We start from the raw sequence: 19,192 nt of genomic DNA, 5'->3' as shown, positions 1-19,192 counted from the left end.
TGCGGGGCGCGGGTCAGCGGCGGCCATGCCCGGACGAGCCGCCGTCGCCGCCGAGCCCGTCGGTGTTGATGCGGTTGTCGATCCGCTCGATGTCCTCGAGGTGGCGGTCGCGGGTGTCCTTCATCATCCGGACCTGGCTGACCGTGGCGTCGGTGATCCCCACCAGCGCGTCACGGATGGCCATCATGGTCTCCTTGGTGGTCTGCCGCTCCTTCTGCTCCTGCGGCTTGGCCTTCTCGGCGAACTCGCCCGAGGTGCCGGGCCACGAGACCGTGGGTGCCAGTTCGTCGAGGAACTCCTCGGTCACGTCCCTGGCCAGCTGGCCGATCTCCTCCAACTGCCGTGCCAGGGACTCGATGCGCTGCGGGTCGACGTAGTACCGCTCACCCATGGTCAGTCCTCCCCGTCGTCGCCGAGGGCGTCCCGCCAGGCGGGGGTGGCCCGGTCGTCGCGTGCCGTGTCCTCGTCGTCCTCCCGCAGCACGTCGGGGCCGAAGATCCGCTCCCAGTCCAGCTCGAAGCCCTTCAGTTCCGGCACGTGGGCGCTGGGCTCGGTGAAGGGCGCCATCGCCTTCATGACGTGCCGGTTCATCTTCAGGCGCGCCGCGCCGGCGGCCTCCAGGACGCTGGCGGCCAGTTCCTGGGGGGACATGTCGCGGTACTTGCTGTCCAGGAACTCGATCCCGGTCAGCTCGCCCTGCGGGCCCACGGTGGCGCGGACGGCCCGGTCGGAGGAGAGCACCGCGAACGACGCCTGCCGCAGTTCACGCTCGGTGCGTGCCACCGCCTCCTGGGCGGCCTGGAGTTCGGCCATCGCCTTCTCCAGGCGCTTCTCCAGCGGTTCCGTCACGCCCGTTCCGTCCCTTCCGCGTCGTTCTCCCGAATGTCCTGGCTCGACGTCAAGTCGCCCGCCCCGGAACCCGGTTCGTCAGTTGCTCTGCCGATCTTGCCTGGTGGTGACCCCGCTGGGGAAGCCGGGGCCGGGTGGGATTCGTCTCCCCGGGCGGCCGTACCCGCTCAGCCCGGTGGCAGGAGCCGATCCGCCGCGGCGGCCGTACGGCACCGTCGCGGCGACCGCGGGGACCCGCCACTGCGGTCACCGCCCGATGACGGCCGGGGTGCCGCCCTCCTCGGTGCCCCACACGTCCGCGTCCTCCTCCAGGTAGTCGGCGGAACTGGTGGCCCTGCGGCCCGGCTCCGCCTCCTCCTCGGGGACGTCGCCGCCGGTGGTCGCCACCCGCGAGGCCGGCGCCAGGAAGGTGTCGCTGTCCTCCTGGCGGTGCCAGGCGCTGCGCCGCCGGCGGTTGCGCCGCTCGCTCTCCTCCGCCGCGTCGACCAGCACGGCGCGCACCCGCTCCCCGTTGCCCTTCTCGGCGCCGCCGCCCATGCCGCCCGCGCCCATGCCGCCCATCGGCATGCCCGGCGTACCGGGGGTGCCGGGGGCGCCCGGTGCGCCGGGGGTGGCGGCCGCGGTGAGCGGGGTGGCCAGGCTGTCGGCGACACCGTCCGAGAGGGGCGCGACGCCGCCGGTGGCGCCGCCGCCCTGGAGGAGCGAGTCCGTCCCGGAGAGGCCGCCGCCGATGCCCGTGGAACCGCCGCCGACGCCCGCCGCGGAGCCGGCGCCGCCGCCCAGGCCCAGGTCGGAGAGCGAGAGGTCCCGGGTGGTGGTGCCGCCGCCGCCCGTCCCGCCGAGGCCGTCGAGCAGGTCCGACAGGTCGGAGTCGCCGGTGGTCCTGATCGGGTCGAGGTCGTGCAGGTCCACCGTCCTGGTGTGGCCCTGCGGGTCGGTGACGGTGACGACGCCGGTCTCCGGGTCGATGCTCTGCTTGCTGCCGTCGGGGAAGGTCGTGTTCAGCCGGCCGTTGTCGAGGACGGTGGTGGAGCCGTCCGGGTTGGTCACCTTGGCCCCGTGGGTGAGGTCGGTGACCGTGGTGGTGCCGTCCGGGCGGGTGCTGGTGAGCAGCCCGGTGTCGGGGTCGAAGGTGGCCTTGCCGCCGTTCGCGAAGGTGGTGGTGAAGTCGCCGTCGTCGAGCGCGGTGTGGCCGCCGGTCGGGGTCTCCAGGCCGGCCCGGTCACCGCCGTTGAGGTTTCCGAGGTCGCCCAGATCGCCGTTCGACTCGGTGGGCAGGTCGGTGTTGATGTCGCCGAGGTTCCCGAGGTCGCCCAGATCGCCGAGGTTGCCCAGGCTGTTCTGCCCGTTGAGGCCGCCCAGGCTGCCGAGGTTCTCGGTGGTGGTGGTGCCGTCGGGGTCCTTGGTGACCGTCTGGCCGGTCGCGGGGTCGACGGTCTGGACGGTGCCGTCGGGGAAGGTCGTGGTCAGCTTGCCGTCGTCGCCCAGCGACGTCACCGAACCGTCCGGGTTGGTCACCTTCAGGCCGTCGCCCAGGTCGGTCGTGGTCGTCGAACCGTCCGGGTTGGTCGTCGTGAGGACCCCGGTGTCGGGGTCGAAACTCGTCTTGCTGCCGTCCGGGAGCTCGGTGATCACGTCACCCCCGCTGGTCAGCTCGGTGCTGCCGCCGGTCGGGGTGTCGAGCACGCCGTCCCGCAGACCGCTGTTGAGGCCGTCCAGGCTGCCGAGGTTCTCGGTGGTGGTGGTGCCGTCGGGCTTGGTGGTGACCGTCTGGCCGGTCGCCGGGTCGACGGTCTGGACGGTGCCGTCGGGGAAGGTCGTGGTCAGCTTGCCGTCGTCGCCCAGCGACGTCACCGAACCGTCCGGGTTGGTCACCTTCAGGCCGTCGCCCAGGTCGGTCGTGGTCGTCGAACCGTCCGGGTTGGTCGTCGTGAGGACCCCGGTGTCGGGGTCGAAACTCGTCTTGCTGCCGTCCGGGAAGTCGGTGGTGAGCCTGCCGTCGTCGAACTGGGTCCGGCCGCCGGTCGGGGTCTTGAGGGAGCCGCCCAGCCCGCCGCCCAGCCCGCCGTTGAGGTTGCCGAGACTGCCGAGGTTCTGGTTGATCACGTCGTTGGCGGCGTTGTTCGCGCCGCCCGGTCCGTTGCCGGTACCGCCGAGGTCGCCCCCGCTCTCGGTGGTCAGGTTGTTCCCGTTCAGCAGGTCGTCGAGGTTGCCGAGGCTCTGCTGGTTGAGCGCGTTCGGGTCGTTGAGACCGCCGAGGCTCTGCTCCACGGCCTTGCGCTGCTCCTCCGCCTCACGCTTGGCCTCCTCCTGCTCGCGCTTCTGCTCCTCGCGCAGTTCGTCCTGGTACTTGCGGTCCTCGTCGCGCTGCTGGTTCTGCTCGTTGCGCAGTTCGTCCTGGAGGCGCTTGGCCTCCTCCTGCTCGCGCTTCTGCTCCTCGCGCAGCTCGTCCTGGTACTTGCGGTCCTCCTCGCGCTGCCGGTTCTGCTCCTCGCGCAGCTCGTCCTGGTACTTGCGGTCCTCCTCGCGCTGGCGCCGCTGCTCCTCGCGCAGCTCGTCCTGGTACTTGCGGTTCTCCTCGTTCTGCCGCTTGATCTCCTCCTTCTCCTCCTCCTGTTTCCGCTCCTCGTAGTCCTGCGAGGCCGTACTGGTCGACTTCGGCTCGGGCACGTTCTCCGAGAAGTCGTCGCCGAGTTCGAGGAAGTGGTTGTTCAGGTTGGACTGCACCGTGGCGGCGGCCTTGCCCAGCTTCTCGTCGACGGCCTGGGTCCAGATCTTGACCGCCTTGTCGCCCACCTTCGCCCAGTTCGCGATGTCGGTGAGGTCGCCGTACTCGGGGTGCACCTGGGTGAAGCCGGTCTTCGGGCTGTGCCTGACGGTCGTGCCGTAGCGGGTGGTGGTCGACGTGATCTCCGTGTTGGCGATGTTGTGGGTGTCCACCCACTGGGCGAGGTCGTCCAGGACGTAGCGCAGCACCCGGTGCGGGTCGTAGTAGGGGGACTTGGCCCACTCCAGCCACGCCTTCAGCAGCTCCCTGGCGGAGTCCTCCAGGTACTTGCGGCCCAGCGAGAGGGCACGCGAGTACACCGTGCTGCCGGTCGTCGTCGTGGTGTCGTCGGCGGCGGTGGGCGAGGAGTTGAACGTCTCGACGTAACTGTCGTAGTTCTCGCGGATCTTCGTCAGCAGGCTGCGGAAGACCTCTGCGGCCTCGCCCTTCCAGCTCGCGTCGTCCCGGCCGAACCGGTCCTCCCAGTCCTTCAGCACCACCGCGTGGTTCTTGAAGAACTGCGCGGCGTAGTCGAAGGACTCACCCGTGGTGTCGAAGGAGTTCAGGTCCACCACGTCGGCGGCGGGCACACCCAGATCGCTGAACCGGGCTTTCTCCGTGGAGGCACCGGCTGCCAGTAGCTCCATGAGCGCCGCCCGCGGCCCGTTCATGTACCGGGCGAGCGGGATGGTGCTGAACTTGTCCCCGTGGTAGTCCTTGAACTCGTTGCCCTCGCGGACCTGCGCGTTGTTGACGTCGTCGGTGTTGGGGTCGGCGAAGATGACCTTGTCATCGACCTTCACCCGGCCCTCGAAGACGATCCTGGCCTGCATGATCGACCGCTTCTTGCCGCCGTCGAAGAACCAGATGTCGTAGTCCTCGCCCTTGTTCGTCAGGAACCCGGAGTCCTTGACGAGCAGGCCGAGGCTGCGCTCCTTGATGTCCATCCGGAAGAGCTTGCCGCCGTGGTCGGACCGGAGCGTGTCGAAGATCGTCTTGCGGTCCGGCACCGGATAGCCGGTGATGTGGGTGACCAAGGTGGCCCAGGTGTCGCTCGACGGGTCGCCTGCGTCGTCGAACTTGTCGACGTTGGCGACGGAGTTGGGATCGTACTGACCGGCCACCGGGCGCCCTTTCTGGTCGGTTGTCGTCCTGGCCGGCGCACCGTCTCCTCGTGCGGGGGTGCGGCCGGGTGGTGCGCGTGCGGGCGTGCCGGCCGGCGCGGCTGCCGCCGGCCCGCACGCTACGGGCTCAGTCTTCCTCGGTCGTGCTGCCGGTGGTGCCGGCGGTGAGTTCGTCGACCTCGTCGAAGGTCTGGAGCAGCGTCTGCGCGTCGATCGCGTCCAGGTTCTTGTTCTTGGTCTTGTTGGCCTTCTCGATGGTCTCGGTGAGCGCCTCCTTCATCTCCTTGAAGAGCTTCATCTGATCACCGAGCAGCTTGTCGATGGCCTCGGCCGCGGTGCGGATGTCCGCGATCAGACTCGGTCCCGAGACGAGGGGGTCGCTGACCATCTTGCCGATGCGCAGCAGCTGCTGTTTCTGGTCGAGGTTGCCCGGGGTGGTGTGCCCGTCGATGAGCTGGCCGAGCGGCCGGATGCCGGCGGACTCGTCGCCCACCTCGCGGCGCTTCTTCGCGGCCTTGTAGACCGGATCCACCTCGAAGTCGCGGAAGTCCTCCATCTCCTTGAGGTCGAAATGCGTGACATCGGCCTTCTCGGCCATGGGACGTTCTCCTGCCGCTTGGTGCCGGACGGGGCGGGGAAGGGGGTGGTCCGGCGTCTGCCGCCGGACGGGGCCCGGTCGCCGGGCCTCCCTCCGACGCGGACGGAGGGAGGATCCCGGTCGGCTCCGGGCCTCTCGTTCGATCGTCCCGGTGCCACGGCGTGACCTCCGCCGCGGCCCCGGGACGGGCCGATCCGCACCGGGGACCGCGGGGCCCGCCGTCCGGATCACGCCGGCTCACGGAGTCCGGACGAAAGACCCTAGCGGGCCCGCACGCTTCCCCAGTTCTCGGCGCTCGCGCGCTCGTCGCGGGAGTGGTTGTCGTGGATCATCTGGATCAGCTGACCGTTGTCGCCGAGCAGCGTGGCCATGTTCTTGGTGGCCTGGTCCCACTCCGCCTGGACACCGCGGTACATCTCCTGGTCCGAACCCTCCCAGGAGGTGATGAGCGGCTTCAGCTCGTCCTCCAGGGTGTTCAGGGTGGTGATGATCTGCTGGGTCTGGTCCATCAACTCCTCGATGGCATGCCGGACCGTGGCGTACTGCAGGTCGATGATGCCGTCGGCCATGACGTCTCCTCTTCGGTGACCGGGCCTCGGGCCCGGGAAGCTCTCGTGGTCCGGCCCCGCCGAGGGGGGCCGGTGCGGCACGGGGGGTGGGTCAGCGCAGTGCTTCGAAGACGCCCTGGCTGGTCTTGCTGTTGAGGATCTCGGTGAGGTCCTGGTTCTCCTTCGCCAGACGGTTGGCGGAGGTCACGTTCTCCTGGAGGGCGTCGACCATCTTGCTGATCTGGATGACGACCTTCTGCGCCTCGGCGTTCCAGCTGCGGAACAGCTTCAGCAGGGCCTGGCCCTCGTCGCCGCCGACGCCCGAGCGCGCAGCGATCTCGGCGACGTTGTTCTGGATCCTCTCGACCTGGGACCGGGCCGACTCCAGAGAGGAGACACCGCCCAAGCCCTTGGCATAGTCCGCTTTCCTCGCGGCACTGTCCGCCATGTCGCGTTCCCTTCGTTCGAGCACGTCTCGTCGCACCGTTGTCCGCTGAGGCTAAGGAGAAGCGAGGGTTCCGCGCAACGTGGCTCAGGAAGATTTGAGGATCGGTCAGATTGCTTATCGCTCACGCAAGTTGTCCGTAAGTTTCGGGAAAGTGAAGACGTCCCGCTCCCGCCCCGGTCGACGAGGCGGGAATCGCCCGCGAAACAGGGCGGTACGGGCGGAGAACGGTCACCCGGAGAAGCGCCACGGGCATCCAGGAGGACCGTTTCCGTGACAAAGGACGGGCGTTCACGGGTTTCCCCCGGCGGCGTCCGACCGGAAAATCTGAGCTTTTTCTGAGGTTCGCCCTCGCGCCCGGACCGTGGCGACTCGGCCGACCTCGTCGACTTCCCCCCACCGGGGGCGAGTTCGGATCATGTCTTTCCCGCCGGGCTTTTCTCCGCCGCCCTGTGCGGTGCTTGCCGCGACCGGTGTGCGGTGTCGGTTGTGCGCGCCCTGTCCGCGGCGTCCGTGATGCCGGTGGCGCCCCGGCATCCGCCGCGTTCACCACGTCCGTCACGTCGACCGCGTTCACCGCGTCCGTCACGTCCCTTGCGTCGTGGTCCTCTCCGTGCCCTCTGCGGCTTCCGCGCCCTCGGCCCCCTCGGTGCCCGCCGGCTCCCCCCGGTCCGGCTCGTCGCCCTTCCCGCGCTGCTCCGGGCGGTCGCCGGCACCGCACTTCGGAGCGGTGACCCTGGGTTCCACGGCGCCCGTGGCGGCGGCCGGGTCGAGGTCCGCGCCGGTCGGGAGGGCCGCGAGGAGCGGTGCCGGGACCGAGTCGATGTCGGTGGCCCCGTAGCCGAGTGCCGCCAGCGCGTTCTTGCCGGGGATCCGGTACTTCACGCCGTTCTCCGCCACCAGGTAGGTGGTCCCGGCGTGCGCGGCGCCGCTGGCGTTCAGGGCCCGGATGAGGGCCCCGCGGCCCGGCCGCACCACCGTGGCGTCCGTCGGGACGCAGGCCGCCTCCAGGGGCTCGTCGGTGCCCGTCGACACCGCGACCGGGGCGAGCCGGGTCAGCGGGACGAGCACCGAGCTGATCCGGGCGCCGCCGTCGTCGCCGTCCACCTGCGCGCAGAGCGCGGTGCCGCGGGGCGCGGACTGCGGCAGGGGCGGCGCGTCCGGCAGTTCCGCGGACCCGGGGGTGGCGGAGTCCTTCGCCCGGTGTTCGCGCAGCGCGTCCGCGCCGAGCGTGCGCACCTCGGGCGACCGCCCCTGGTAGGCGTCCTTCTGGGTGGCCGGGTCGCCCAGCACCAGGGCGGCGCCGAGCCGGGTCAGCGGCACCAGCCCGTCCTCGCGGAGCAGGTGGTAGGTACTGTCGCCACCGGGCACGCTGACCTCGAACAGCTGGCCGATCCGGCTGGCCTCGCCGCCGAGCACCGGGCCCTTGTCGCCGCGTCCCGGCACCGCGGGCGGGCTCAGGGCGGGGCCGGGCGCCAGCGCGTCGAGGAAGGCGGCCGAGACCGGCATCGGCCGCTGGGAGCCGTAGCCGAGGGCGTTGCGGGCGTCGGAGGCGCGGTCCAGCGGCAGTCTGCTGCCCCGCCACACCAGGTACTCGGTGCCGTCCGGCCCGCTCACCAGCACGCCGCGGTCGCCGCCGATGCCGTCGGAGTCCAGGGGCGCCCCGGCCACCACGGTGGTGGTCCCCGGTTCGTCCACGCCGGTGTCCGCCACGGCGCCCGAGGTGTCCGGCAGCGCCCCCTCCGGCCCGGTGACGCACAGGTGCCAGGCCCCGTCGTCGAGGCTGCCGGGCGCGGGCACGGCGTCCGGCGCACCGGGGATGCCCACCGGGGCGCCCACCGGGACGTCCCGCAGGGAAGGGGTGCGGACGTCCGCGGTCGGCAGGTCGGAGCCGCCGATCAGCCGCGCCGAGGCGTAGTTGCGCACCGGGTGCAGTACGCCGTCGGTGCCGGTCCACAGGTACCGGGCGCCGGTGTCACGGTTGACCACCAGGTGCTCACCGTCGCGCCAGCCGTCGTTCCCGCCGGGGCGCAGCAGGCCGTAGACGGTGGCGACCGCGCCGATCAGGACGGTGACCAGGACGCCGAAGACCACGCCGCGGGTGGTGCGCCCGAGCGGGCTCTCCGGGGCGTCCGGGTCGGCCATCAGCAGGCCCGAGCTGAGCCTGCCCATCATGAAACCGTGGGCGTGTACCTGGTCGCGTTTGGACTGCACAGCCTCTCCTCAACTCGTTCTCGGTGTCCCGGTGCCGGCGCTCAGCCGAACAGGCCGCGCAGCCAGCCGAAGAGGCCCGCCACCCAGACGCTGAGCGGCAGCAGCGCCACCGCCAGGCCGGTGTGCGCCAGTTCCGCGGCACGGCCCCAGTACGGCAGCATGCGGCGGCCGGGCACCGTCCAGGCGGCGATCACCAGCGCGGCCGCCGCGGCGAGCAGCACCGCGAGGACGACCAGCCGTCCCTCGCCGTGCTGGTCGACCGCCCACGCGCGGGCGAGCAGCAGCAGTCCGCAGACGCCGGGCACGGCCAGGGTCAGCCGCTGCCCGATGTGCACCAGGCCGCGGGCGTGCAGGAGCAGCAGCAGGCTCAGCGCGAGGGCGGTCAGCACCTCGGGCAGGTCCGGGCGCTCGGCGAGGACGACCAGGGCGGCCGCGGCGACGACGCCGGTGGCGGCGAAGAGCGCGGTGACCCAGCGGCCGGCCAGCTCGGTGCGTTCGGCGACGTCGTCACCGGCGTAGGGCTCGATGCCCTCCTGGAGCTGGCCGGCGGAGGACGGCAGCGCCGGCATCCGCATCCCGGCCAGCTTGAAGGCGAACGGCGCCACCGCCCCGGCGCCGAGGGCGACGACCGTCGCCACCAGCGCCATCGCGGCCGACGCGTCGAGGGCGGTGTAACCCATCAGCGCCCCGGCGACGGCGGCGGCCAGGGAGACCACCGCCGTGGCCAGCAGCGCCGGGGCGCCGACCGCCGTGGCGGCGAGTGCGAGGACCGCGCCGCCCGCGCCGGCCGCGCCCGCGGCGAGCAGCCGGGCGCCCGCGACCTGCGCCGCGTCGGGGCCGCTCAGGTCGCCGCCGGGCAGCAGCCAGCCGGCCAGGGCCAGACAGGGCGCGACCAGCAGGCCGAGGGCGGTCGCGGAGAGCCGGTCGCCGACCGCGCGGCTGGCCGAGCCCGCACCCGCGAGCACGAGCAGTCCGACGACGGCCGCGCAGGCGACCCGGAGGGAGCCGGAGCCGGGCAGCGCGCCGGGCCACAGGACCAGGGCGAGGGCGCCCGCCAGCGTCGCCACCGCGGCGCCCACCAGCGTTCCGCGGGCCGCCTCGGGGCTCCAGTTGTGCAGTCGGCGGGCCGCGGTGTCGGCGATCCCGTCCACCAGGTCGTCCAGCCGGGCCTCGGGCAGCGCCTCGGTGTGCGGGCGCAGGTGGAGCACGGCGCCGTCGGCGAGGCCGGCGCGGGCGAGGGTGGTCTCCTCGTCGAGCGGGGGGTCACCGAGCCGCTGGAGGACCCAGCCGGCATGGTCGAGTCCGGCCTCCTCGGCCTCCTCCCCGACGTAACGCAGCAGCGTGGGCAGGAGGTCGGCGACCGGCACGTCGGCGGGCACGGCCAGATCGACGCGGACGCTCGGCGCACGTACGGTCAAGCGGCACAGTTCGGCCATCGCGCTGTCGGTCATCAGCTGAACTCTCTTTTTGCGTGGAGGCGTTGGCTGGGGGCTTCCCTCGGCAGAGGGGGACGTGCGAAGCGTACGGAAGGCCGGAGGGGCCGGGAACGGAGGGGCCGGACAACGGAATTGGTCCGCGCGCGCCCGGCGACACCTGCCCCGCGTGGACAGGTCGTGTTCCGTGAATGCAGACTACTGCCTACACCCGCCGGATCGTGCTGCGGACCTGACTCCCTGTCCGTATGGAGTTGATCGTCACGGGAGTCGGCCGTTCCCCGCTATCCGCCCGAAAGATGCAGCCGGCGTTCACCGCGTCACGCGGACTCCGGAGAATCAGACCGGCGCGGTCTTACCCGCCGCCGGCTGCTCCGGTATTCCGGTGCGGGCCGGAAAGCCAGTGAAACCGGAGGTTTCGTTCCTTGAGTGTGGTGCTGTTCCGCCGGCCCGCCCGTCGCCGCGGACCCGAGATGCCCGAGGGCCAATTGACCCTCCAGGAGCCGCCGGTGCTGGCCGAGACCGTGCCGGACACGTCGGCGATATGGACCTACCTGCCGATGGCCCTGATGTCGGTGTCCATGATGCTGATGTTCCTGCGCCCCGGCGGCGGGAACGGCGTCTTCATGTACCTGGCGATGGGTGTCATGGCACTCTCCGCCGGCGCCATGCTGCTGGGGCAGCTGATGCGTCGCTCCAGCGAGCGCAAGCAGCGCCTGAAGGGCGAACGCCGCGACTACCTCCGCTACCTGGCGCAGACCCGCAAGCGGGTCCGGAGCACCATCACGGAGCAGCAGCGGGCGCTCGCCTGGCGCCACCCGGAGCCCGCCTCGCTGCGCTCCCTGGCCCGCACCTCGCGGTTGTGGGAACGCCGCCCCGCCGACGAGGACTTCGGCGAGGTCCGGCTCGCCGTCGGCGAGCAGCAGCTCGCCCTCACCCTGAACCCGGTCTCCACCCGCCCGGTGGAGGACCTCGAACCGCTCTGCGCGCACGCCCTGCGCCGCTTCATCCGCGCCTACTCCACCATCCCCGGGCAGCCCCTCGGCCTCTACCTGCGCTCCTCGGCGCGGATCCTGCTGCGCGCCGAGGAGACCTCCGCCGGGGAGGCGGCCGTCGGGGAGCGGGCCGGGCCGGGCGGCGGCGCCGGGAGCGGCCCGGCCGGCGACCCCGACACCGAGCCGGTACGCGCCCTGGTGCGCGCCGTGCTCGCGCAGCTCGCGGTGTTCCACGCGCCCGAGGAGCTGTGGATCGCCCTGTGCGTCGGCGACGAGCGGCGGCCCGACTGGGAGTGGGCCAAGTGGCTGCCGCACGCGCTGCACCCGTACGAGGAGGACGGCGCCGGCAAGGTCCGCCGGATCACCGCCGACCTCGCCGAGCTGGACGACCTGCTCGGTGCCGAGTTCGCCGAGCGCCCCGGTTTCGACCCGGACGCCCGCCCCGGCCGCGACGAGCCCTACACCGTCGTCGTCCTGGACGGCGTCACCGTCCCCGAGGGCCACCGCTGGGAGGGGCACGGCTACCGCAACGCCGTGGTCCTCGACGTCGGCGGGGCGCTGCGCTGGCGGCCCGGCCGCAACACGCTGCGGCTGACCGTCGGGCCCGAGCGGGTGAACCTGGTGCGCACCGACCGCAGCCGCAAGGAGCGTTCCGTGCCGCTCGGCAGCCCGGACCGGCTCGGCCCGCTCGGCGCGGAGTCACTGGCCAGGCTGCTCGCCCCCCGCCGGATGAGCCTGGGCGCCGACGTCGCGCAGCCGCTGGACACCGACGTCGAACTGACCACCCTGCTCGGCATCCCCGACCTGCACCGGCACGAACCGCGCACCCTCTTCGACCGGCACACCGGGTCCGCGCGGCTGCGGGTGCCGATCGCGGTCGGCGTGGATGGGCGCCCGGTGGAACTCGACATCAAGGAGTCCGCGCAGGGCGGCATGGGCCCGCACGGCATGCTCATCGGCGCCACCGGCTCCGGCAAGAGCGAACTGCTGCGAACTCTCGTCCTCGGGCTCGCCCTGACCAACTCCTCCGAGACCCTCAACTTCGTCCTGGTCGACTTCAAGGGCGGCGCCACCTTCCTCGGCCTGGAGGAACTGCCGCACACGTCCGCCGTCATCACCAACCTCGCCGACGAGGTCGCCCTGGTGGAGCGCATGCAGGACGCGCTGCACGGCGAACTCATCCGCCGCCAGGAACTGCTGCGCTCCGCCGGCAACTACACCTCCGCCCTGGAGTACGAGCGGGCGCGCGCCGCCGGTACGGCCCTCACCCCGCTGCCCAGCCTGTTCGTGGTGGTCGACGAGTTCAGCGAACTGCTCTCCACGCACCGGGAGTTCATGGACCTGTTCGTGATGATCGGCCGGCTCGGCCGCTCCCTGGGGGTCCACCTGCTGCTCGCCTCGCAGCGCCTGGACGAGGGCCGTATGCACCAGTTGGAGAGCCACCTGTCGTACCGCGTCGGCCTGCGCACCTTCTCCGCCATGGAGAGCCGCGGCGTGCTCGGCGTGCCGGACGCCTACGAACTTCCCGCCCAGCCCGGCAGCGGCTACCTGAAGTCCGGGGTGGAGTCCCTGACCCGGTTCCGGGCCGCCTACTCCTCGGGCACCTACCGGCGCCGCACCGGCGCGGTGGTGCAGGCCCGGGTGGCCAGCCAGGTGGTGCCCTGGACCAGCGGCTGGGTGGTGCCCCGCACCTTGGAGGCCGCGCCGGAGCCGGAACCGGAGACCGAGGCGGCCGGGGAGGGGGACGAGGAGGAGACGCTCCTCGACGTGGCCCTCGACCGGCTGCGCGACTCCGGGCCCCCGGCCCACCAGGTGTGGCTGCCGCCGCTGGACGAGCCCTTCCCGCTCGACGCCCTGCTGCCCGGCATCGCCCCCGATCCCGAGCGCGGCCTCGGCGCGGTCGGCTGGTCCGGGACCGGCCGGCTGCGGGTCCCGGTCGGACTGGTGGACAGACCCTTCGAGCAGCGCCGCGACCCGCTGGTCGTGGACCTGTCCGGAGCGGGCGGCCACGTCGCCGTCGCGGGCGGCTCGCAGAGCGGCAAGTCCACCCTCGCCCGCACGCTGATCGCCGCCCTCGCCCTCACCCACACCCCCGCCGAGGTCCAGTTCTACTGTCTCGACTTCGGTGGCGGCGGCCTCTCCCAGCTCGCCGCGCTCCCCCACGTGGGCGGTGTCGCGCCGCGGCTCAACCCGGAGCGGGTGCACCGGGCCGTCGCCGAGGTGATGACGCTGCTCGCCCGCCGCGAGCAGTTCTTCGTCGACCACACCCTGGACTCCATGCAGTCCTACCGCCGCCGCCGGGCCGCCGGGGAGTTCCCCGACGAGCCCTTCGGCGACGTCTTCCTGGTGGTCGACGGCTGGTCCACGGTCCGCCAGGACTACGACGACCTGGTCCCCAAGTTCAACGAGATCGCCGCCCGCGGCCTGAACTACGGCATCCACCTGATCGTCACCACCACTCGCTGGGTGGAGCTGTCCGCCCAGGTCCGCGACCAGGCGGCCACCCGCCTGGAACTGCGGATGGGCGACCCGATGGACTCCGAGATCGACACCCGCAAGGCCCGTTCGGTGCCGCGCACCGGCGGCCGGGGCATCACCTCCGACAGCAAGATGCACTTCCTCGCCGGCCTGCCCCGCCTGGACGGCAGCGGATCCCTCGACGACCTCGGCGACGGTGTCGCCCACCTGGTCGCCGAGGTGGCGCGGCACTGGCCGGGCGCGCCGGCCCCGCGGATCCGGATGCTGCCGCACCGGCTCCCGCTCTCCGAGCTCCCCGCGCCCGAGGGCACCGAGGGGGGCGGCATGCGGCTGCCGCTCGGCATCGACCAGGACGCCCTGGAGCCGGTCTGGCACGACTTCAGCCGCACCCCGCACCTGATCGTGGTCGGCGACACCGAGAGCGGCAAGACCAACCTGCTGCGCCGCGTCACCCGGGGCATCACCGCCCACTACGCCCCCGACGAGGCGAAGATCATCGTCGTGGACTACCGCCGCACGCTGGTGGACGCCGTCCCCGAGGAGTACCGCATCGGGCACGTGATCTCCCTGGACAACCTCAGGGAGACCATCGAAGGGGCGGCCCGCGCGATGAAGACCCGCGTCCCCGGCGCGGACATCGCGCCCGCCCGCATGCGCCGGTGCGACTGGTGGACCGGCCCGCGGCTGTTCGTCCTGGTCGACGACTACGACATGGTGTCCGGCGGCAACTCCTTCCAGAGCCCCTTCGAGCCGCTCTTCGAGAATCTGACCCTCGGCTTCGAGATGGGCCTGCACCTGGTCGTCGCCCGCAGCGCGATGGGCGCGGGCCGCGGCCTCGGCGACGCCCTCGTCCGCCGCCTGGACGAGGCGAACAACCCCGCCGTCCTGCTCTCCTGCCCGCCCACGGAGGGCCAGCTCTTCGGCAACACGAAACCGCTCAACCTCCCGCCCGGCCGCGCCCAGCACATCGCCCGCCGCCGGGCACGGCTGATGCAGACGGCGCTGGTGGAGGAGAGCACGCAGTAACCGGACCGCGGCGGCCACCGGCCGCCGCGGCCGCGAGGAGGGAACGACACGAACGCGCGGGCCGGTAGGGGCCGCTCGGAAGCGGCCCCTACCGGCCCGCGCGTTCGTGAGAGGTCCTGCTCACTCCCGTGCCGTCGGGCCCGCCCCGGCCGGGCGCCAGCCGCGGGCGCGGGCCCGGGAGAGGGTGAAGCCCGCCCAGAGGACGGCGAGGACGGCGGCGGAGCCGAGGAGGACCAGCAGGCCGGCGCGGCTGGTGGCGCGGTCCGCGGAGGCGGTGTCGCGGACCGTCACGGGGTCCGCGGCCGGTGCGGCGCCGGCGGGCGCGGCGGCGTCGCCGAGGACCGTGGTGACGGCGGCGTAGGGGTCCAGCTGGGGGATGTCCGCCGGGTAGGCGGTGGCGGTGAGGCGGCGGGTGACGGCGTCGGCCGAGTCGTCGGGGTGGGCGGCGCGGACCACCGCGGCGGCCCCGGCGGTGTAGGCGGTGGCCACCGAGGCGCCGCCGCCCAGGTAGTGGCCCTTGCCGCGCGGGCCGCCGGAGACCACTCCGGCGCCGGGGGCGGCCAGGTCGATGCCGTCGGTGGGCAGGGCGCCCTCGGGCCGGGTGCCGCCGGGCAGCATGTCGGCGACGGACAGGACTCCGGGTTCGCCGGCCGGCCAGTAGGTGCGGGACGGGACGTCGTCGCCGCCGCCCCGGGACGGCGGGTCCGGGGTGGCCGCGGCGACCACCACCGCGCCCGCGCGGCGGGCCTCGGCGACCGCTCGGGTCAGCGCCGCGTCGCGGCGGGGCAGGGCGACCGCGACCGCGATCACCCCCGCCCGCGCCTCGGTCGCCTCGCGCAGCGCCCGGACGACCAGGCCGGCGTCGGCCCTGCCGCGCGCGTCGGTGCCCCGCAGGGCGAGGATCCTCGCGCCCGGGGCGACCCCGGCCAGGCCGGGGGTGCCCCCGCCGGTCCCGGCGATCAGTCCGGCCAGGAACGTGCCGTGCCCGACGCAGTCGTCGGCGGCGGCGCCCTCGGCCAGGACCCGGCCGTCGAGTCCGGCGGCGCCGGTGGTGACCCCGGTGTCGATCAGTGCGACGGTCACGCCGGCCCCGGTGCCGTGCCGGTGCAGCCGGTCCAGGTCGAGGCGCTGGCGCGACCAGTCCTGCTTCTTCGCCTTCTCGCCGGAGGCGGGCGTGCAGGGCGCGTCCTCGTCGTCCGCGGCGAACGCGGAGGGCATGCCGGGCAGTCGCTGGCCCTTGCCGCCGTCAGCCGCCGGCGGGCCCGCCGGGGGCGCCGCGGACGCCGGAACGGCGGCGGGCAGCAGCAGGGCGGCGGCGAGGCCGGCGCCGGACAGCAGGCGGGCGGCCCCGCGGGCGGGCCGCCTCATCGGGGAGCCGTCCCCGGCGCGGTGACGGCCACGTCCGCGGGGAGCAGGACGCGCAGGTCGTCCAGGGTGGGCGCGGCCAGCGAGCTGAGCCGTCCCGCCTGGCGGGTGACCATCGACTCGACCACCTGGCGGGCCAGGCGGGCGTTGCCGAAGGAGCGGTCCCGGGGCAGCGCGTCGAAGTACTCCTTGAGCAGGGGGCCGGTGCCGGGTCCGCACTCGTAGCCCATGCTCGCGGCCTGGGAGCGCACGATGGTGACCAGTTCCTCGGAGGAGTAGTCGGCGAAGGCGATCCGGCGCGGGAAGCGGGAGGACAGGCCCGGGTTGGAGCCGAGGAAGCGCTCCATCTCGTCCGGGTAGCCGGCGACGATGACGACCACCTCGTCGCGGTGGTCCTCCATCAGCTTCAGCAGGGTGTCCACCGCCTCCTGGCCGAAGTCGGCGCCGCCGCCGGGCGGGGTGAGGGTGTACGCCTCGTCGATGAACAGCACGCCTCCCAGGGCCCGTTGGAAGACCTCGCGGGTGAGCTGGGCGGTGTGGCCGATGTAGCGGCCGACCAGGTCGGCGCGGGCCGCCTCGACCAGCTGGCCCCGCTCGAGGATGCCGAGCCGGGTCAGGATCTGCCCGTAGAGGCGGGCGACGGTGGTCTTGCCGGTGCCGGGCGGGCCGGTGAAGACCAGGTGGTGGCTGAGCGAGGGCACCGGCAGCCCGGCGGCGGCCCGGTGGCGGGCGGTGGTGATGAGGTTGACCAGGTCCGCGACGTCGCGCTTGGCCTCGGCCAGGCCGATCATGTCGCCGAGGCGGGTGAGCGGGTCGTCGTCCGGGGCGGCGGCGCCGGCCGCCTCCGCGGCGGCGGTGGGCGAGACGTCCTCCGGCAGCAGCAGCCGCAGGTCGCGCTCGCCGACCTGCGCCTGGGCGGCGAGCCGGACCGCCTGCCGGTCCACCATCTCCTCGAACACCCCGCGCGCGGCACGCCCGTTGCCGAAGCCGGCGTCCCGCGGCATCGCCCCGAAGTGCGCGGCCAGCGCCTCCGCGGTGCCCTCGCCCAGTTCGTACTGGTGCTGGGCGCACATGTTCTCCATGATCGCGACCAGTTCGGGCACCGAGTAGTTCTCGAACTCGACGGTGCGTGAGAAGCGGGACGCCAGACCGGGGTTGGAGCCGAGGAAGGACTCCATCTCGCGGGAGTAGCCGGCCGCGACCACCACCACGTCGTCGCGGTGGTCCTCCATCAGTTTCAGCAGGGTGTCCACCGCCTCGCGGCCGAAGTCGGCGCCGCCGTTGCCGCTGTCGGCGGTGAGCGTGTACGCCTCATCGATGAACAGAACGCCGCCGAGGGCCCGTTGGAAGGTCTCGCTGGTCTTGATCGCGGTGCCGCCGACGACCTGGGCGACCAGGTCGGCGCGGGAGACCTCCACCAGGTGCCCGCTGCGCAGCGAGCCCAGTTCGGCGAGGATCGACCCGTAGAGGCGGGCGACGGTGGTCTTGCCGGTGCCGGGCGGGCCGGCAAAGATCAGGTGCCGGCTCATCGGCGGTGCGGACATGCCGAGTTGTTCGCGGCGCTGGGCGAGCTGGGTCAGGTTGACCAGGGTGCGCACCTGCTGTTTGACGTTCTCCAGGCCGATCAGCGCGTTGAGGGCGCCGAGCGGGCCGTCCGCGCGGTCCGGCGCGGGCCCGTCCGCGGCGCCCGAGCCGGCGGGGTCGGTGTTCTCGGCGCTGCCGGTGCCCCAGGCGTCCCGTTTGCCGTTGCCGGTGCTCTTCAGGCCGTCCACGGCGAGCCGTTCGCCGGGCACGGTCTGCACCAGGCCGCCGCCCTCGTTCTCCCGGGCGAGGCAGTTCACGAGGGAGACCGGCGCGGTGGACTCGACCCGGAAGCCGTCCTGGGCGCCGCCGGTGGCCTCGCAGCCGTTGAGGGAGGCGAGGGCGCCCTCGCGCAGCAGGAAGCCGTGGCCCCCGGCGGCGTGCGCCACGGTGCGGCTGGCGGTCAGTTCGCCGCCCGCGGCGACCGCCACGCCGTCCTCGCCGCACCTCTCGACGCGGAAGTCGCGGACGGTGGCGCTGCCGCCGTCCCCCACGACCAGACCGCCGACGACGGCCTCGGAGACCCCGCCGCCGGCCAGGTAGAGGCTGCCGCCGGAGGCCACGTGCACGCCCGTGCCCCCGGGCCGGACGATCTCGCAGTCCTCGGCGCGGCCGCGGGCGTCGGCGGTCGCCAGGATGCCGTCGCCGGACGGCTCGACCAGCCGGGCCCGGCGCAGCAGCGGGTTGGCGCCGCCGCGCACGGTGACGGCGGGCGAGCCGCCGATCACCTCCAGGCGGTCCAGTTCCGGCGCCGAGCCCTCCTCCAGGAGCAGTCCGTCGTGCTCGCAGTCGCGGACCGTCAGGCCGGTCAGCGCCGGGGAGGCGGCCCCGGCGACCCGCAGCCCCGCGCCCTGCGCGCCGTCCACCCAGCAGTCCTCGAAGGTGCCGCGCGCCCGGTCGGTGACCAGGATGCCGTGCCCGCGGGTGCGGGAGACCCGGCAGCGGCGCAGCACCGGGGCGGTGCCGGAGGCCAGCGCGATCCCGTTCCCCGACGCTCCGGTGACGCGGACGTCCTCCAGGGTCGTACGGCCCGTGCTGCTCAGGTGCACGCCGGTGCTGGTGTCGTGCACCACGGTGCGGACCACCGTCAGGGAGCAGTTCTGCTCGAGGGCGAGGGACGGCTTGTCGGTGGAGGAGATGTCGCAGTCCTCCACCGTGCCGCGGGCCTCGCCGTTGGCGAGCAGGCCGTTGCCGCGGGCGTCGCGCACCGTGCAGCCGCGGACGCGGGCCTCGCCCTGCTCGGCGAGGACCAGGCCGCTGGTGCCCAGGTTCTCCAGGGTGCAGGACTCCACGGTGGTGGGTGTGGTCGAGGTGACCACGATGCCCGCGCCCTGCGGGTTGCTCACCCGGCAGTCCCGCAGCGCGAGGGAGCCGGTGCCCCCGGCCAGCATCGCGGTCCAGGCGGCGCCGACGACCTCGCAGCCGTCGAACGCGGCCTGCCCGCGCCGCACGTCCACGGCCGGCAGTTCGGCGTCACTGCCGCGCAGGGTCAGCTCGGACAGCATCACGGCGTCGGCGCGCAGCGCGAGCACACTGCCCGAGCGCGGCCGGATCTCCACGGTGCCCCGCCCCTCGGCGGCGGTGAGGGTGACCCGGGTCTGGATCACCAGGTTCTCGGCGTACGTCCCGGGCCGGACGCTGATGAGGGCGCCGGCGCGGGCCGCCGCGAGTGCCTCACCGATCGTCCGGTAGCGGTCCCGGTCTCCGGGACCGACCGTCAGTACCTGGCGCGACACGCACCAACCTCCTTGCCGCGGGGGCGTCTTCAG

The 19,192-nt window shown here is 73.4% G+C and carries 11 protein-coding genes; 1 reads left to right on the top strand and 10 read right to left on the bottom strand.

Annotated features, from left to right (window positions below):
- Positions 1-13: 13 nt before the first annotated feature.
- The 8 genes from ACF09K_RS27485 to eccD all read right to left on the bottom strand — a co-directional run bounded on the left by ACF09K_RS27485 (position 14) and on the right by eccD (position 9,996).
- Positions 14-391 carry a hypothetical protein gene (locus ACF09K_RS27485; RefSeq protein ID WP_392247676.1) on the bottom strand — a complete coding sequence of 126 codons (378 nt, stop codon included), beginning with the start codon at positions 389-391 and terminating at the stop codon, positions 14-16.
- 2 nt (positions 392-393) lie between these two features.
- Positions 394-849 carry a YbaB/EbfC family nucleoid-associated protein gene (locus ACF09K_RS27480; protein WP_392247674.1) on the bottom strand — a complete coding sequence of 152 codons (456 nt, stop codon included), beginning with the start codon at positions 847-849 and terminating at the stop codon, positions 394-396.
- A 246-nt stretch (positions 850-1,095) separates the two neighbouring features.
- Positions 1,096-4,740: an AAWKG family protein gene (locus ACF09K_RS27475; protein WP_392247672.1), complete on the bottom strand. Its 3,645-nt coding sequence runs from the start codon at positions 4,738-4,740 to the stop codon at positions 1,096-1,098.
- A 127-nt stretch (positions 4,741-4,867) separates the two neighbouring features.
- Positions 4,868-5,338: a type VII secretion system-associated protein gene (locus ACF09K_RS27470; RefSeq protein ID WP_392247670.1), complete on the bottom strand. Its 471-nt coding sequence runs from the start codon at positions 5,336-5,338 to the stop codon at positions 4,868-4,870.
- 260 nt (positions 5,339-5,598) lie between these two features.
- Positions 5,599-5,907: a WXG100 family type VII secretion target gene (locus ACF09K_RS27465; RefSeq protein ID WP_392247668.1), complete on the bottom strand. Its 309-nt coding sequence runs from the start codon at positions 5,905-5,907 to the stop codon at positions 5,599-5,601.
- A gap of 91 nt (positions 5,908-5,998) precedes the next feature.
- Entirely contained in the window at positions 5,999-6,334 is a 336-nt protein-coding gene (locus ACF09K_RS27460; protein WP_392247666.1) for a hypothetical protein, read from the bottom strand.
- A gap of 582 nt (positions 6,335-6,916) precedes the next feature.
- Complete coding sequence (eccB, locus tag ACF09K_RS27455; protein ID WP_392247664.1) at positions 6,917-8,545, bottom strand: type VII secretion protein EccB; 1,629 nt, start codon at positions 8,543-8,545, stop codon at positions 6,917-6,919.
- Between the two features lie 41 nt (positions 8,546-8,586).
- Positions 8,587-9,996 carry a type VII secretion integral membrane protein EccD gene (gene eccD / locus ACF09K_RS27450; RefSeq protein WP_392247661.1) on the bottom strand — a complete coding sequence of 470 codons (1,410 nt, stop codon included), beginning with the start codon at positions 9,994-9,996 and terminating at the stop codon, positions 8,587-8,589.
- A 407-nt stretch (positions 9,997-10,403) separates the two neighbouring features.
- On the opposite strand from eccD, the gene eccCa reads away from it, so the two are divergent.
- Positions 10,404-14,477 (top strand): type VII secretion protein EccCa, encoded by a 4,074-nt coding sequence (eccCa, locus tag ACF09K_RS27445; RefSeq protein ID WP_392247659.1) that lies wholly within the window; start codon positions 10,404-10,406, stop codon positions 14,475-14,477.
- Positions 14,478-14,597: 120 nt separating this feature from the next.
- Here eccCa and ACF09K_RS27440 read toward each other — a convergent pair whose 3' ends face one another.
- Complete coding sequence (locus ACF09K_RS27440; RefSeq protein ID WP_392247657.1) at positions 14,598-15,845, bottom strand: S8 family serine peptidase; 1,248 nt, start codon at positions 15,843-15,845, stop codon at positions 14,598-14,600.
- Positions 15,842-19,159 (bottom strand): right-handed parallel beta-helix repeat-containing protein, encoded by a 3,318-nt coding sequence (locus tag ACF09K_RS27435; protein ID WP_392247655.1) that lies wholly within the window; start codon positions 19,157-19,159, stop codon positions 15,842-15,844. Before ACF09K_RS27435 ends, ACF09K_RS27440 begins: the two co-directional genes overlap by 4 nt.
- Positions 19,160-19,192 lie beyond the last annotated feature (33 nt).

This window comes from Streptomyces sp. NPDC014882 (assembly GCF_043081325.1).
Taxonomy (GTDB): Bacteria; Actinomycetota; Actinomycetes; order Streptomycetales; family Streptomycetaceae; genus Streptomyces.
This window is presented reverse-complemented; position numbering and strand designations above follow the sequence as displayed.